The sequence below is a fragment of the Roseburia sp. OM04-10BH genome (assembly GCF_003462605.1).
GTDB classification, from domain to species: domain Bacteria; phylum Bacillota; class Clostridia; order Lachnospirales; family Lachnospiraceae; genus Roseburia_C; species Roseburia_C amylophila.
Window position 1 is genome coordinate 20,810 of the sequence record NZ_QTZI01000008.1, and the last position, 16,755, is coordinate 37,564.

Genomic DNA, 16,755 nt, shown 5'->3' on the forward strand with positions numbered 1-16,755 from the left:
CTATTTTTCTCCATCCCAGTCAAATAAAAGATAATACTGCAGCGTCTGATAATTAAGCCATGCATCACTGCCTTCTGCTTCCGTATGCTGCGTGGAAATCAATGGCATCTCCTTCTTCTGTTCCAGTAAATAATTCTGATAATCCGACAACGGAACTCCTGCTGCTTCCATCATCTGTGCCCCCAGATAGTTGGCACTGCTCTCCTGATTTACCGCCTCATCAATATCATAATTTGCCCAGATAACATAAGGCACCTTATAACGAAGCTGATTTTCTTTTTCTGTTAAATCAGAGGATGATTTGCCTTCTAAATTCCAGATTGGCTCCACCACCGCATCTGTCGGCTGGTGGTCACCAAAGAATACGATAACCGTAGGTTCGTCCTGTGTCTCAAAATAATCAATCAGCTTTTCCAATGCTGCATCCGATAATTTTACCAGGGTCAGATATTCCGATAACTGGGCAGATACCGTTCCATCTACTGTAATATTTCCCTGAAGATTCTGATAGCCATCGGTATATGGGCTGTGATTCTGCATGGTTACATTAAAGATAAATGCCGGCGTTCTTGCATCTTTTTTTTCATATGTCTCAATAATCTTATCCACACAGGATGAATCATCGATATAGCCCCTCACATAAGTGGAACCATAGAAATCTGCAGAAGAATAAAAGCTGTCAAATCCCAGCAGCGGATATATCTTATCCCGGTTCCAGCCGGACGCATAATATGGATGCATGGCATAGGTCTCATAACCCAAGCTCTTTAGATAAGATGCCATGCTTGGTGTGTCCTTTGTAATATACTGCTGATACGGAATACTACCAGCCGGAAGAAATGCCATGGTATCTCCCGTTAAAAATTCAAATTCCGTATTTGCTGTATTTCCACCCTTCACCGATACATTCAAATATCCGGTCTGGGTATTTTCTGCCCCCTGTTGCAGGCTGTGAATAAACGGCATATAGTCTTCATTTACCGGAAGTGCCTCATCGGACAGAACCCCCAAATCGGAAAAGGCTTCATCCATGATGACAATAACATTCGGAAGCTGGTCTGTTGTTTCTTTCTGATTCGCGAATTCCTTTCCAACATTATTTCTCTGGTCGGATGCCGTCCAGTCAAGACCATCCTCATTTTCTAATAATTCCTTTGCCTTTTCAACAGAATATCCTTCCGGCTTCTCCACCTTAAGATACTGCATATCCATAAGAAACGTCACTGCAAAGCCATTTCGTTCATACATGACTGTAGGCGTAAAAAGGAACGGATAAAGCTGTAATTCACTTACCATTGCATCATCCTGTACCATCCAGCCAATTCCTGCCATACAGGCAACAGAAATCACAGCACTACCTGCGCGGAGCAATATCTTTTTCCGTGAAATATGAATTTTTGCATAACGCTCCGTAAATGCCAGAAAGAACATCAGAAGAATCAACGCAATCTGACGGGACGGCAAAGTATAATCATAGCCTCCGGCAACACTGGCTGCCGTTCCAAGAGACAGCAAATCCCATGGCACCACCGGAGAACCACGGAAGGAAATGACATAATAATTCGCAATGCTCAATGCAATTCCAAGAATTGTTTCCGTACGAAGTGCAATCACTGCACTTCCGGTAATTGCCAGTAGCAGCCACACAAAAGCCTCAAATAAAATGAGATTTAGAATTTGTGCTCTCCATCTGGTTCTTACAAAAGGATTATATGTCATAAATGCAGTAATATAAAAAAGCAGAACCGGATATCCGAATAATATCGCATATTTCAGCCATTTTGGTGCTTCTGCATAATAAATCCTTTTTATGAAATTTTTCTCTTTTCTGCTTTCTTCCTGCATAGCCTGTTTCCTCAACTTTCCATTCTCATTGCCATAACCTGCTGGTACTGCCACTGACAGTTCTTTCCTAATACCCGGCAACAGAAAAAGGAGTTTCAAAACAACTGTTTTGAAACTCCCACATATTTCGCATGAAATTATACTCTGGATAAATACTCACCAGTTCTTGTATCGATTTTAATGACATCATCCTGCTCTACGAATAATGGAACCATTACAGTTGCACCAGTCTCAACAGTTGCAGGTTTTGTTGCACCTGTTGCAGTATCACCCTTGAATCCAGGTTCTGTCTCTGTAATCTGAAGTTCAACAAACAATGGTGGTTCAACAGCAAATACGTTGCCATTGTGAGAACAGATTTTACACATTTCGTTCTCTTTTACAAATTTTAAGGTATCACCGATGGTTGTCTTATCTAAAGCAATCTGCTCATAGTTTTCAACATCCATGAAGTAATACAAATCTCCGTCAGAATATAAATACTGCATATCTTTACGGTCGATACGTGCCTGTGGGCATTTCTCTGTTGGACGGAAAGTTTTCTCAACTACACCGCCACTCTTGATATTCTTTAATTTGGTTCTGACAAATGCAGCACCCTTTCCAGGTTTAACGTGCTGGAATTCAATAATCTGATAAATATTTCCTTCTAATTCGATTGTAATTCCGTTTCTGAAATCTCCTGCTGAAATCATCGATATTCCTCCTAATTTTCGTTGCTAAGCACCATAAGACGCTGCCATCGGCAGGTTCTTACGGGTATTGGAAAAAATTCTCATTCCAAACTTGTCACTCACTCGTTCTATTCTATAATAAAACAAGCCATTTTTCAACCTTTTTTTGTGACTTTACCCTATCTTGATTCAATTTCGTGAATCATGGCAATACGTTTTTCATGTCTGCCACCCTGAAATTCTGCATTCAGGTATGCTTTTACAATATCTTTTGCCTTCTCGATTCCAACAATTCTTGCTCCAAATGCGATGATATTGGCATTGTTATGTTCTTTTACCAGATGCGCAGTTGTTACATCAGAACATACTGCTGCACGGACACCTTTTACCTTATTAGCAGCCAAAGAGATTCCAACCCCGGTACCACAGATTAATACGCCACAGTCTACTTCCCCGGCTGCAACTGCACGTCCTACTTTTTCACCATACTCCGGATAGTCACAGCTCTCGGTAGAATCTGTTCCGTAATTTACAACTTCATGTCCCATTTCCTCTAAATACTTTTTAATTGCGAATTTCATTTCGACTGCACTGTGGTCATTTCCAATTCCGATTTTCATAATTTTTCTTCCTTCTTTCTCTTCCTTGTATAAAAAAATAATACAATTTTCTCCAGATATCGTTTTAAAACAATCTGTATTTCCTCTTTCGGATGTATCGGTTTTACCAGAATCGTACGGATTCCTGCGCGGTTTGCCCCATACACATCAGTAAATATCTGGTCTCCCACAAATAACGTATTCTCCGTGGTGGTTCCCATCTCTTCCATTGCCTTAAGATAATTTTTCGTTGACGGTTTTCCTGCCTTGTAAATATAGGAAACATTTACCGCATCATTGAACATCTTCACCCGTGGTTCCTTGTTATTCGATAACAGCATACAATGATAACCCAGCTCTTTTAAATGAGCAAACAGCTTTTTTGCCCGCTCATCCGCCGGTGCTCCGTGTGGAACAAGTGTATTATCAATATCAAAAATAATGCCCCGGTATCCCTCTTCATAAAGCTTATCAAAGTCAATGACATAGGTAGAATCCAGATATTCATCGGGATAAAATCTTTGCAGCATATCCTGTCTCCTTTATTTAATCAGTGCAGAAATCTGTTTAAATACCGGTCCGCCTGCCTTACGTGTCAATTCAAATAAAATAGCTTCCTTAGATGTAATCAGAATACCTTCCTGTTCTGCTCTCTTTAAACCAAGTTCCTTATCCAGTTCTTTTCTTGAAGATACACAGTCTGCTACGATAACCGGCTGATATCCTGCTGCCTTTAAATCAATGGCTGTCTGAAGTACACAGATATGTGCTTCAATTCCACAAATCAGGACATTTTTACGCTCTTTATCCATTGCTTCATATACCGCTTCTGTTTCATATGCAGAAAATGTGGTCTTGTCATATGCCACATCACTTCCAATTGCTTCACAAATCTCCGGAATATTATTTCCTAATCCCTTGGCATACTGTGTGGTCAATACCATCGGTATTTCCAATAAATTAAGTCCCTTTAATAATGCAGCAGAATTTGCCACAAGTTCCTCTCTTCCTGACATTGCCGGCAAAATCTTCTCCTGATAGTCAATTACAATACATGATGTATTTTCAGCTAAAATTCTCATTTCTAATCTCCATTTCTGTTTTTTTCATCCTACAGTATAGCAGAAGTTTTCATTCTTGCAAATAAAAAAGAACTTCTAAAATATGGTTTTCTAATATGGTCTGAAACAACAACAGTTACATAAAAGATTCAATAACAGCATACTCATGCACCAGCCGCTGCTGCCGGAATATGGCCGTTCATATTCGCCACCTCTGCTCTGATACCATGTTCCACCAAACTCTAACTGCTGCTGCAACTGACGATATTCCATATTACTCGGTTCCATATTGACAGCCTGACTGGCATGCTCCTTTGCCGTTACATTATTACCGCTTCCGGCATTGGCAATTGCACTGTAATAATACCAGCGTGCCGTTCTGTCCGAAATGCCATCTAACACATGCAACGCTTCTTTAAAACAACGATTCCGGATGTAATTTGCAGCCGCCTGCATCTCTACCGATTCACCGGAAGCACTGCTGCCATAACCGCTGTTTCCATATGCACCATTGGTTCTGCCATAGCCAAAACCACCATAACCGTAGGCGCCACCGCCGCCGTAACCGCTTCCATAGCTGTAACCCTGCTGTTTCTGTTTCATAATCTGGTCATAAGCCATCTGTACTTCTTTAAATTTTTCTTCTGCCTGTGCACGGTCAGGATTATTTACATTGGCATCCGGATGATATTTGCGGCTCAGATTCCGGTATGCCCGTTTGATTTCTTCATCTGTTGCTCCCGGAGCTATGCCCAGCACCTTGTATGGGTCCATACTACTTACTCCTTCTTAATTCTTAACTTCACTTTGTTGCACTTTTCCTGTCTGCCTTCTGTTTTTCGGCTTTCTGTTTTTCAAGAAGCCTCTGCTGCTTCCGCTCACGTTTCAGTCTGTTGTACTCATATTTCGTCCAGACTCCGGAATATAATACATTCCGCAGAATGTCTGCATGCATAAGAATTGGCAGACGTTCAAAGGACTTGGCACACTCTGACATCATACTGGTCAGCAACAGCTTCACAAAGGTATCCAGATTCTGCATATCCTCTTTCCGCTGTACCCTGAAAACATTGTATGCATTTTTACGCTTATCTGTTTCAAAATCCTCATAGGCATCCATCAGATAAACAAACTTTCCTAAATAAAATCCAAAATATCTGAGTTCTTCTGCCCATATATCTTCCCGCCATGCAAAAATTTCGCCCAGCATGGTTCCTGTCAGTCCTGATATTTTATCAATATTGGATTCCTGTGCATCCTCTGCCTTACCCAGTTCTTCGATATAGGTTTCTACTGCCTTTACCTGTCTTGGGTATTTTGCCATGATGCGATTATAATCTTTTCCCAGCATTCTGGCAAATGCTTTTTTCGAATAAGAACGATTGTCTCTCCAGTCATCTTCAAAATTCTGGTAGGAAAGAATAATATTCATATCAGCAGCATATTCTGTTGCCTCATTGATTCTGGCTGTCCGTTTTTTCGTCGGATGCAGCGCACATACAAAATCTGTGCTTTTATCCTCCAGCTCATAAAGTCCGGTCAGAAGCACTACCAGAAATGTCATGTCATAGTTTAAAAGCATCTGGCCTTTACGGCCGGAAACCTCCTTTAGTTTCTGACAAAGTCCGCAGTAATAACCCTGGTAAATCTTTTTATTTTCATCTGATAATTCATTACGATTGATATTTACATATCCAAACATACTGCTTCCTCCAAATAGCTACAGCTTAACTTTTCTTTATGAATTCCATTCTGCATTTTGGACAGGTAATGCAGATTTTACCTTTTCCTTTTGGAACACGAACCTTCTGTTTACATCCCGGACAACGATAAAACCGGTAAATCTTACGCTGCTGCCACTGTTTCTTCCATGCATCCTTTTTTACCACCGCACGATATTTTGCATTCAAATACTTCTGATTCTGTGCATACATCTTGGAAATGTTCTTCGAAAACATACGATAATAAGTATACACCAGAAGAACAATTCCAGCTATATAAAATATACCAAGGTGACTAAAAATTGAAACTACCAGTAATATCAGTGCAATTCCAAGATATAATCTTGATAACTGATCTACTCCATATCTTCCTGACATAAATCTCGCTAACTTCTCTTTCAAATATAAGACCTCTCTTCTTTTTATATCTACGCACCTGCCACCGGCAGTTCCTTACGGATGCTTACGCAAAAATATGGTGATATGTATGTTCACATATCACCATACCCTGATATTCATCTTAAGTCCCCTGCTTTTCTGTGTCAACAGAGTTATTGTCTTTTAAGAAACATTTTAGAATTACATTAGATTTGATAGTAAGAAACCAAGCAGGGCTGTAAGCCGGGTTATGTTGAAAATGGTCATCTATCTAGGACGGCTGTTGCCAACCGCCTCAAGCAACCTACCTTAAGCTGGCGGGCCACGTCAATGCTTAAATCTGGTCTTGCTTCGAATGGGGTTTACAGAGCCATCTCTGTTACCAGAGATGCGGTAGTCTCTTACACTGCCTTTCCACCCTTACCAGTTACCTGGCGGTACATTTCTGTTGCACTTTCCTTGGAGTTGCCTCCACCGGACGTTATCCGGCATCCTGCCCTGCGAAGCCCGGACTTTCCTCGTCTGTATGTCTTTCGACAATGCAGCCGCGACCATTCACCCTACTTGGTTCTTCATGGTTTTATTATATGGTAACGTTACCAGTTTTTCAACCTTTTTTTGATTTTACGAATTGCTTTTCCGGTCTTATACGATTTCGTTTCCATTTTTCCAATAAAATTTTTTTCTTTTGTTCTAATCCAAATCAAACAGCGTTGTTCCTAATATTTTCATAGATGCACTGCTCTGTGGAATGCCCTGGGCATTTTCACCCAGACCATAGCTGTCTCCATAATAGTCAAAGGTACTGACTGCATGAACTGCAATCCGCATATTACCATTGGTAATTGCCTCCTGTACTTTTGTATCCGTCAGATTATGAACTGTGACTTTATACACTTCCCCGCTCTTTAAGCCTCTCAGTCTTCCGGCAGAATCTGTCGTAACCGTATCTCCGTTTACTGCTTCTGTTGTGATATACACCTGATTTTCTGCTGCCTGTACCGGAATTGCAATACTGCTGCCATTCTTATCTACCATGGAATAATCCACACTGATTTCCTTATCCGATGTGACGAGATTCGAATCTGTTACGGTGTAATAAAAACTTACTTCATTTTCCAGTGCCTTATTTCCGATGGCATTATCAGTATGTACATAAACAGCTTCCTTTTCTGCTGAAGTACGGCTTCCATTCTCTAAAAGCTTTACTACCGGATCTTTGATTCTTGTCTTGTACGCTGCAACAATGGTATTAAAGAATAACTGCTTCTCATTCACGTTACTTATTGTACTGTGTCCCACACCGGAATAGGTAATATTTCCAATGTTGTAAATATAATAATTGTTCCGCACATCATTCGGGGAACTGGTATAAATCGCCGAACCATCACCGGATGCACCCAGACAGTACCACACTACAATATCACTGTTTTCATCTCCATCCATATCCTCATCCATATTCAGCTGATAATACTGGTAATGGGTATTAGCTATCGTAATCTGACTGCCAATCTCATATGGATAATGGGTAATCTGTCCATCATTTACCTGGGTTGCATACATGCTGGCATTGTTTTTCAGGTTTCCAAGAGAAACATCATTTCTTTGTGTTGGTAACGGAAGTGTACGCCACATCATGTACTGGTTATAAGCATACTTTGCTTCCGTTGTACACTGCCACGGAGCATTATAATAATAATGGAAATTGATTGCTCCATAAGTATAACCCTGTGTCTGTCCATAGGACTGCTTCTGATTCGTTCCCGGTACATACGCAATATCTTTATCACTTCCTAATACTGCAGAAGTCAGTGCCCCGCTGCCATCCGGATTCTCCCGTGTCGTTACACCACCATGTGCCGTATCAATGGTTCCGGTTGTTATCTCATTGCCAGAGGCATCTGTAGTAGTACTGATGTCTAAAAGCTGTCCTTCCTTTAATAGAAGGGAACGAAGCTGTGCCGCCTGCGGGTCTTTGGAAGTCCGCTCATTATAAGTAATTCCATAACGGTCCATTCCAAGAACACCACGGAATTTCTGGTTTACCATATAGCCCCAGTGACGTTCCACCTGGTTAAAATCTCCTGCATTACCCTGGTTGCTAAGCCAGCCCGGGTTCCAGCCATTATCGCCATCCGGATTATCCTGACAGTACATCTGCTCGGTTGCCACATTGACAAAGGAAGAGGTATCATGGGTAAACAATACACTTCGTCCGCTGACAATATAATCATCTACTGCTGTCAGTGTGTCAGCATTGGTCATATCCGAATAACTGTCCTGGAAACCAAAGATTAACATCTGATAATCCTTCAGCTGTTCAAAGGATGTATATTTGCCATCGAAATCGCGCATTGGAATGGCTGTAATTTCAAACCGGACTCCCTCTGTATTTTCAAAATTGCTGATAAAATTCCGCACGTCACCATCTGTAGAAAGATTAAAGTAACCGCCCCATTCATTATTATTTCCCATAATCTGAAGCACCTTAACAACCTGTACACTATCATCACCAGCTGGTCTTGATACAATCGTATAACCTGTCTTTGCTGTACGGATATAGGCATTGGTGGTCTGAGTCAGTTCCAGTTTCCAGGTCAGCATACCACGATAGTCACCTGGAATGTCTTTCTCAAGATAGTACTCCTGTCCGCTGCTCAACTGATATTCTCCAGCTGCATCCCGGTTGACTTCATTGCCGGAAGCATCAAAAATGATGCAGTCCTTCTGCCGTTCGGAATATGTATCATTTTCGATAAATTTACCATCGGCATTCATATCAAAATAAAGTCCTGCATGATATACCGTAGCCACGCTGGCATCTACGGTACTATCAATCCGGAAGCGGTAACGCAGCGTATAGACTCCGGAATCCTTCTTATCGGTACGGATTTCTACAATTTTATTGCCATAATTGTTATCCGTAGTACGTGCTGTTCCTGTACTTAATGCCATATCACTCTCTTCTGCTCCGGTAGACGGATTGAGCATGGCAAGCTTAACCTTAGGCATATTAATATAGTACCGGAAGCTGCTCTCATCATTTGGCCTGCCTTCGGTATCCAGATAAAAGACATTATCCTGTGCAAGATTTTCCTTTGCGAACTGATATAGAACAGAAGAATTATCTACCACCTTTGCATTGATTTCACCTTCTGTGGTCACAAAATTCTGTGCAAAAAGAACCGGATATTTCGCCCCGAGGAATTCTTCCAGATCACGTTTCTTGCTCTCTGTTATATCATTTCCGCTGGCACGGTATACTCCTACATTTCCTACTGTAACGGTAATTTCCTGACGGTCATTTCTATTCTTTGGATTATCATACTGGAAACCACTGATGGTCTTTGTTGCGGTAACGAGCTTACCTAATCCGCTGTCCCACTCATCCCGGTCACCATATGGGTCTCTTGAGCTGTCCGGATTGCCTCCATAGAGATAATTCGATGTATTATTATCTACATAATCAGTATCTAAAAGTCCACCAAGAATAGCTTTTCTTAAGAATGCATCCCCGGTATGTGCATAGACCAGCCCATTCATCAGTGAATCATTATAAACCGTATTTCCCTCTGCATCACGGTTCATATAATCCCCCTGAAGCTTTACATCAGAATTTCCATTCTCTCCGGCATAACCAAGTCCAAAGTAAACCAGATCGTATTCCATGTTCATGTCTTCGATTTTACCAATAAACTCCGCTGAAGTCATCCGGGTAATACTGATATTGTCAATGGCAACACCTGTCCAGTCTGCCAGCTTCTTTTTGGTAAGAATCCTGTCATCAGCTGCATTTTCATCAAGATACAGTGCACCCATTGCCGGTTCGATATCCAGCACCCGCAGCTCCTCTTTATCACTAAAGGTTCTCTCATACGGATAATTTAAAATATACTGTAAGACCATGTTTTTTGAAAGCGTGGTATCAATCGCATCCGCTGATGTACGGAGGGTATTCTCCTGTTCAATCAATGCCCGCACCGGTGCAAATCCCTCCGCCTCCTGCAGCTCCTGTGGAAAAGCTTCCAGCAGACCGGTAAATACATGCTGACGTACCCCGTCTGCATCTGTCATTTTCATGCAGTAAACATTATTTTCCGCATAATTAGTATCATTGCCGGTGTAATTGCTGTTTAAAGAAGCGGTATCACATAATTCTGCCGCATCCACAGACTGCGGGTCATCCTTTAACTCCTTCTGGATGCTCCACACCACAAGCTTTGCAATATCAGAAGTATTATAATCAGTAAGTGCACTTTCTAAGACAGTGGAATCAATAAGAACCGGTGCTTTTCCTAAAATTTTCTTATATATTTTATCCACCTGTGCAAGAAGCTCCGGAGAAGAAAGCTGATATTTCATTCCGGTATCATAACCCTGTCCGCCGATATAAATAAAATCCATACTGGATACATCTACAGAAGCAAGTCCAGACTCTGTCACTGCCGTTACTTCCACCTTTAAATCATCCTTGGACAATGCTCCTAATACATAGTCCCGGAACAGGTTATTATTATAAAGTCCACCGGTATACCAGACAGAACCCATCTCCACCTGACAGGACTGATTTGCACTGTCCTCTTCCGCTGTTCCCGGCACAAATGCAAATGCTCCATCCCCTGATGCAGTATATGAATATGGTTTTGCAGCATCTAACTGTGCCAGATAATGTCCATGTTCGGAATCTGCTCCAACATAGTAAAAGTCTGAAATATAGTAATAATTACCACCTGTCATAGGATTTTCAACCGCTTCATAATAACCATCTGTTCCATTATCCCGGTACTCATATGGCTGGTTATATGGTGCTTCATCCTTAAGTGGTGTTCTCCGTTCAAATTCTACTGCATAATCCCCAGTTGCATTATAAGAGAAGGAAACTACATTGGGATTATAGTTTCCGTCATAATCCTGCCGGTAAGCATAATGTCCCTCAGCAGTAATTGTCTCATACTGTTCTTCCGGAAATACCAGCTTCTTGTAGTCCTTCTGCTGCTCCTCTGTCGGGAAAAAAGTCTCCTCATAAGCTTCTGCATAAAGTGGTGTCTTCGATGTATCACCGGAAGCTATCTTCCCGTCCTCCAAACGCTGCTTTAAGCTGTTGATATAATTCATTCTCTCCTGCTGCGTATTTTCGATACCATTCTCTGCAAAGTAAGCCAGCATTCCATCTGCTGCTAGGGCTACCGGCTCACTGCCCGCTGCAAGATAGCCCATTTCACTTTCTGCTCCATCCGGCATAATCTCTAAAATCCGATAGGTCTTATCTTCTGTTGCCATCTTCTGTGCAACGATGCTTTCCACCCCCGGCAGTACTCCGTTTGCTGAAGTCTCTACCGGCCGGAATGCAGCAACCGCAACTGTTATACCGGCTACTGCTGCTACCGTTGCCTGAATGATTCTCTTTCTGGAATTTTTCAAAGAATTCTTCCGTTTCATATATCCTGTCCTCTTTTACTTCTCAACAAGCTAGTTTGCCTTCAATGTATTAACCAGATCCATTACACTGCTTTTTTCCATAAAGGAGAACTCCCTGTCTCCCCGACTATTTACATGCAAATTTTTTGCTATTACAACACCCCGGCAATAACCCGCCTGACCTTCAAAATAAACATCTCCTTCCGGTGCATAAATCAGCCCGTCAAAAGTAGTAATTCCTTTGAATTTCAAGCTATGTTCTCCCTTTATATAAATCACCGTATCACTATTACAACAAATAAAAGGTGCATCAAGTTCAACATCTTTATCAATAATAATAATTCCCTCTAAATTAAGTATCTTAGAACTTTCATACCTTCCCGGTCCGTCCTGTGTAAATTCATTTACGCCAGACAGCGTACGCTCATTCTCACCTGTATGCTGCTCCGATGGTGTAAGTTTATGCGGCTCGCCGGTATTTGCTATCAACCCATTGATTCCGGAAGTAAGATTCGTAAATTGTAATGTTGAATCTGCTATCATTACCGGTCCCCTGCAATGTACACTTGACCAGAACCAGTTCTCCTGATCTGGAAAATATGTTGTTTCCACAATATATGGGAAATCCAATTCCTCCGCCACATGAATTGTAACAGAATCATAGCCTGTATGCCATTGATTTCCAGCTTTGACTGTAACATAAATTTCACCATCCTCAGCTGTTTCATCAATACTTATTTTTATCTTTTCATCATCTGTTCCAGAGGTCTCAAAAGTATAGGAATCCTTATTTATATTCCCGCCTTCTTTAAATTCATAACTACGTTTTGTTCCAATATCGAACCTCTTTAATGCTGTAGACAAATTCACGGTGTCTCCAGGATGTACCCAATAATCCAAACCATTTGATTTATCAAAATATACAACATCACCTGCTCCAGCTATTTCAGGCGAATCCACCACCTCTATATAAACCATATCTTCATACGGCTGACCATCTACTATACCGCTAATCTTCACTGTATATTCTCCTAAAGGTGTCCCCGGATACTCTGTTTTCACACATCTCGCATTCATCAAATCCAATGATGGATATCCTCCTGCAACTGTTACAGAATCTGCGGGATTCACCGAAAGTAAATCCAATGGATTACTTTCCCAGGTAATAGAACCACTTAATGTTCCATTCACCCTTGCATAGATATACATTGATTTTCCTCTTTGCAGCCAGTATTTCCGAATCTGGCCTAAAGACAGCTTCTTGCCATGTACTACTGTTACTTCCGCCGTTCCTGACTTGGTGGTATCCTGTACCGATGTTGCTGTTACCGTTAAGGTCTTTGCCTTCTCATCCATGCTGATCCACAGCAGTCCATCCGCTGAAATAGTGGTAAGGGAAGACGTATTTCCGGAAAGACTCCAGGTTACCTCCTGGGATGGTGAATTATTACCATAAACAATTGCCTGAAATGCCTTTCTTCCGCCAGGCCGCATCATAACCGTCTGTGGCAGAACCTTAACGCTGAGTACGGATGAAATGACCGGTGCTGCATCCGGTGTATAAGGTTCCCCATTTACTACAATCTGGTTACGCAGATACACTGTAGTATCCGCTCCATAACTTTTCTCTCCACTGGCAAGAGCAACAGACACTGTTACCTGACGCAGTGAAGTTACTTTCGTCAGATCAATGGAAAAATCTGTTACATGCGTTGCCAGATCCTGTTCTTCTATATTTTCAGTTACCGTTCCTGCCGCATCAATCGTCTCCTGCTTATATGTCAGCTTCTCTGTGGATTTTGTCCACAAAACGGTCTCTTTTGTATATCCGGTATCGGTGGTCTTATAAATCTCCAGCCATTTTCTGGTCAGTCCTGCTGCTCCACCCGGATAAAGGCTGTCCTTTAAAATTTCCGTGCCGCTTCCACTCTCTGATACATCTGCATAATAACGAAGTGCACTGTCTGTATCGATAATATAACTATCCATCTGGGATAGGAGAATCTGTGCATCCTCCTGTAAGTCTGCTTCATCGGTTACTTTTCCATATGTTCTTGTGGAGAAAATCAAAAATGTGCCGATTAATCCACCGACAATTGCCACAATCGCAATTCCCACCAGCAGTTCAACCAGCGTAAATCCTTTATTATCATATATCCCGCATTTTCTGATTTCACAATACTTCTTTGAAGCTTTCCTGTGGTCCACTTTGTTTTCCTCCTCCCTGCTTTTTGCTTACTGTATCTCATGTCTGCCGGTGGCAGCACTTATTTTTATCTGCATATCACGGTCTGACAACTTCAAATATATACCAGTATAATAGCTTTCCACACTGTTTACCTTTACGGTCTTAACCGCCCCCGTACTTCTGTCATAGAGAAATTCTGCCGCACTGCTTAAATTACTCTCACTGCCCTGATTGGATAATGTAACATCTGATACTGCTGTCCCGTCTTTTCCTTTATAACTTAGCGTAATCGTCAACGGTTCTTTTCCAAGTGAATACTTTTCCAGCACCTTGTCCTCAGTTACACGGTAAATATTTCCGTCCCGGCAGGATTCCTTTATTATTGCCGCATAATATTCTCCATTCAATTCATAGACAATAAGACCTGCAGTATCACTCTTACTCATAGACTGAACCATAGCTTTATCCAGTGCTGAATCCAGTCTTTCCGCAGCATGACGCAGTTTCCATCCATTCTGTGAGCCGGTAAGCAGAAACGCTCCCACAGAAATAATTGCAAGAATCGCCACGGTAACAATCAGCTCTACCAACGAAAATCCACTATTCTTTTTTCCGCTTATACGATTCCCTTTCTGCATCTTATCTTTACTCCTTTGACCAGTTCTGATAGGTTACAAGCTTCGTTACATCCACGGCATCCTCTCCGGTATATGCCTTTCCAATACTGCCTACATAGTACTGGCTGTTCTTCAATACCTGTGACAGAATATAGGTATCTGACCCCTTCTTATATTCGGCATTCTGGATGACTCTGGCAGCATCCTGCATATCAGATGACACTGTTGAACTGCTGCTTCCCGGCATGCCAAAGGTCACCTGGCCACCACTTAAAATTGTACCGGAGTAATCTGCTGTAACCTTCACATCTCCGGTTGCAATGATAAGCGGTACATTCTTTCCACCCAGAAACGAAGCATCCACCTCCAATGCTGATGCACCTTCATTATCTGTTACGTATGCCACCTGCCGGACTCCATCCCCATCGGTAAATTCAAATTCAACTGCTCCGGATGTGCCAGTAATTTTTTTCAGCCCGTCTACATCCACCAGATTTTCAAACACAGTGGCTGCCTTCTGCTCCGCTGTAAGCCTCTCATAATCCTTTGTCAGTGAAATATTATAAGAAGCATACATATCCTGCCAGCCACTCTGCAGTCCGGCATAATAACCATCCTCGTAAATATCGTCTAATCCATTACTTATGGTTGTCGGCTCAATGGTACGGATTCCTTTTGTATCCCAGACAAGAATACTTCCGTTGGTAATCTTCTCCACAGAGCTGCTCTCCCGGATAGATAATTCTGCGTCATCCACATAAAGAGACAGGTACTGCTGCCTTGTGGCTGCATGGTCTGCATCATTGTAGTATGCAAGGTCAAATGCCGCAGCTTCCTTTGCATTCTCGAATTTTAAGAAATAATAAACCAGACCATCTTTATATAATGGTGTGATATCCAAAGCATGATAATTTTTTAACACTTCATAATTAATATATTTTTCCGGAGCTGCTGCAAAATCACTCTTTGCCATAAAATCTTCCGCTACCGTTGTGGGATTGGTAGTATTTATAAGAAAACAGTCTGCCGGTGCAAGATATGCCGTCTGGCTGCTCTTTACAGCCAGGGATTCTCCCATCATGGCATTGCCGCTTCCGATATAGGCATTTCCTGCTAACATCAATGTCTTTAATCCATTCATGCGGATACTAGCCTTGCCACTGTCTGCAATTCCATTGATAATCATGGCACTGCTGTATGCCGCCTTATTGGCATTGACTTCTTCTGTAACTACAGATGCCGCTGCCTTGGCAGTCTCCGGATTACCGTAGCCATAATACTCTCCACGCAAGGTAACATCACCGCTTCCGGTAATCGTCAAATCATCCGATACATATGTACTGCCAGATAAGGACAGGGCTGCGTTGCTGTAAACATTGAGATTATCTGCCCATATCGTAGCTTTGGTATCCGTTGTAAAAGAACCTTGGTTTTCTACCGTAAGTCCGCCTCTGGTAATCAGCGTCTTGCGCAGTCCAAGCATTACACTTCCACTGTTGTCAATGTGGAATCCATTCCGGTCACTGCTGCTCCCGGTATAATAATTGCCTGCGTATACATTGCCATTCATGGTAAGTGTACGGTTTCCATTGTTTACCCAGACACCTTCATCTGCTACCACACAGTAATTCAGCAAATCCGGTACTGATGTTGACTGGATAAAGTTTACCTGTGGATAGCTTAATACAAGATCTGTATCTACAACTGACTCATAAGCATCTGCATCCTTATAAGAAAGCTCCAGATTCATAATCACAAGACCGGACTGTGTTACCACAAAATCTGCATCTTTGCCATCCTGTGTTGTAAGTCTGGCTCCGGTACCGGTTGCTGCTTCATAACGGTGGGACGCACCGATATAATTCTCAAGATAGCCGATATCATAATGGGTATCATCCATGGTCTGCCCGATTTTCTTCTTTAACTCCTTCCGGTACAATTCCCGGAAGGTGCTCTGACGCACAGCATCCTGATAACTGCTGGCAGAATATTGTGACATAACAGAAAGATATGCCGTGGTTGCTGCATCTGCCACATCCTGCTGCAGACCGGTACGTATCTCATCCATTGCCGCTTCTGCATCATAGAAATTATCCGCAGACTTCTTATATACTGACTTCATCTGTATATTCATCAGAGAAAGAGACAGTACTATAACCACCAGTATGCTTACCAGTGCCACTGTTCCAATGACCATGACCAGTGACATTCCTCGATTGTCCCGTGATTTCTTCCATCTGTTCATTGTTTTCCC

12 protein-coding genes and 1 other RNA gene are annotated in these 16,755 nt (G+C 42.0%); all 13 read right to left on the reverse strand.

Going from position 1 to position 16,755, the window contains the following annotated elements; genetic code table 11:
* The gene (locus tag DXB43_RS09270) at window positions 1-1,899 is read right to left on the reverse strand and encodes an LTA synthase family protein (RefSeq protein ID WP_243006669.1); all 1,899 of its coding nucleotides are present in this window, start codon (window positions 1,897-1,899) and stop codon (window positions 1-3) included.
* An 83-nt stretch (window positions 1,900-1,982) separates the two neighbouring features.
* Window positions 1,983-2,540 carry an elongation factor P gene (gene efp, locus DXB43_RS09275; RefSeq protein WP_022244047.1) on the reverse strand — a complete coding sequence of 186 codons (558 nt, stop codon included), beginning with the start codon at window positions 2,538-2,540 and terminating at the stop codon, window positions 1,983-1,985.
* Window positions 2,541-2,698: 158 nt separating this feature from the next.
* Entirely contained in the window at window positions 2,699-3,139 is a 441-nt protein-coding gene (rpiB, locus tag DXB43_RS09280) for a ribose 5-phosphate isomerase B (RefSeq protein WP_022244046.1), read from the reverse strand.
* On the reverse strand, window positions 3,136-3,648 hold the full coding sequence (locus DXB43_RS09285; protein WP_117947413.1) for a YqeG family HAD IIIA-type phosphatase: 513 nt from the start codon (window positions 3,646-3,648) through the stop codon (window positions 3,136-3,138). The genes rpiB and DXB43_RS09285 overlap by 4 nt, the downstream gene beginning before the upstream one ends.
* Before the next feature lie 12 nt (window positions 3,649-3,660).
* Entirely contained in the window at window positions 3,661-4,200 is a 540-nt protein-coding gene (locus tag DXB43_RS09290; protein ID WP_022244044.1) for a hydrolase, read from the reverse strand.
* A gap of 90 nt (window positions 4,201-4,290) precedes the next feature.
* A complete protein-coding gene (locus DXB43_RS09295; protein WP_022244043.1) occupies window positions 4,291-4,953 on the reverse strand; it encodes a J domain-containing protein in 663 nt (220 codons plus the stop codon).
* A gap of 28 nt (window positions 4,954-4,981) precedes the next feature.
* Window positions 4,982-5,881 carry a DUF5685 family protein gene (locus DXB43_RS09300; RefSeq protein WP_117841981.1) on the reverse strand — a complete coding sequence of 300 codons (900 nt, stop codon included), beginning with the start codon at window positions 5,879-5,881 and terminating at the stop codon, window positions 4,982-4,984.
* 25 nt (window positions 5,882-5,906) lie between these two features.
* Window positions 5,907-6,302, reverse strand: coding sequence for a hypothetical protein (locus DXB43_RS09305; protein WP_022244041.1), 396 nt, complete (start codon window positions 6,300-6,302; stop codon window positions 5,907-5,909).
* 199 nt (window positions 6,303-6,501) lie between these two features.
* Window positions 6,502-6,845, reverse strand: an RNA gene (rnpB, locus tag DXB43_RS09310) — RNase P RNA component class A.
* A gap of 126 nt (window positions 6,846-6,971) precedes the next feature.
* A complete protein-coding gene (locus tag DXB43_RS09315) occupies window positions 6,972-11,717 on the reverse strand; it encodes a DUF5057 domain-containing protein (RefSeq protein ID WP_117947414.1) in 4,746 nt (1,581 codons plus the stop codon).
* A 30-nt stretch (window positions 11,718-11,747) separates the two neighbouring features.
* Window positions 11,748-13,904: a type II secretion system protein gene (locus DXB43_RS09320; RefSeq protein WP_117698084.1), complete on the reverse strand. Its 2,157-nt coding sequence runs from the start codon at window positions 13,902-13,904 to the stop codon at window positions 11,748-11,750.
* Window positions 13,905-13,931: 27 nt separating this feature from the next.
* Window positions 13,932-14,522 (reverse strand): pilus assembly FimT family protein, encoded by a 591-nt coding sequence (locus DXB43_RS09325; RefSeq protein WP_117947415.1) that lies wholly within the window; start codon window positions 14,520-14,522, stop codon window positions 13,932-13,934.
* 7 nt (window positions 14,523-14,529) lie between these two features.
* Window positions 14,530-16,746, reverse strand: coding sequence for a hypothetical protein (locus DXB43_RS09330; protein WP_117947416.1), 2,217 nt, complete (start codon window positions 16,744-16,746; stop codon window positions 14,530-14,532).
* Between the last annotated feature and the right edge of the window lie 9 nt (window positions 16,747-16,755).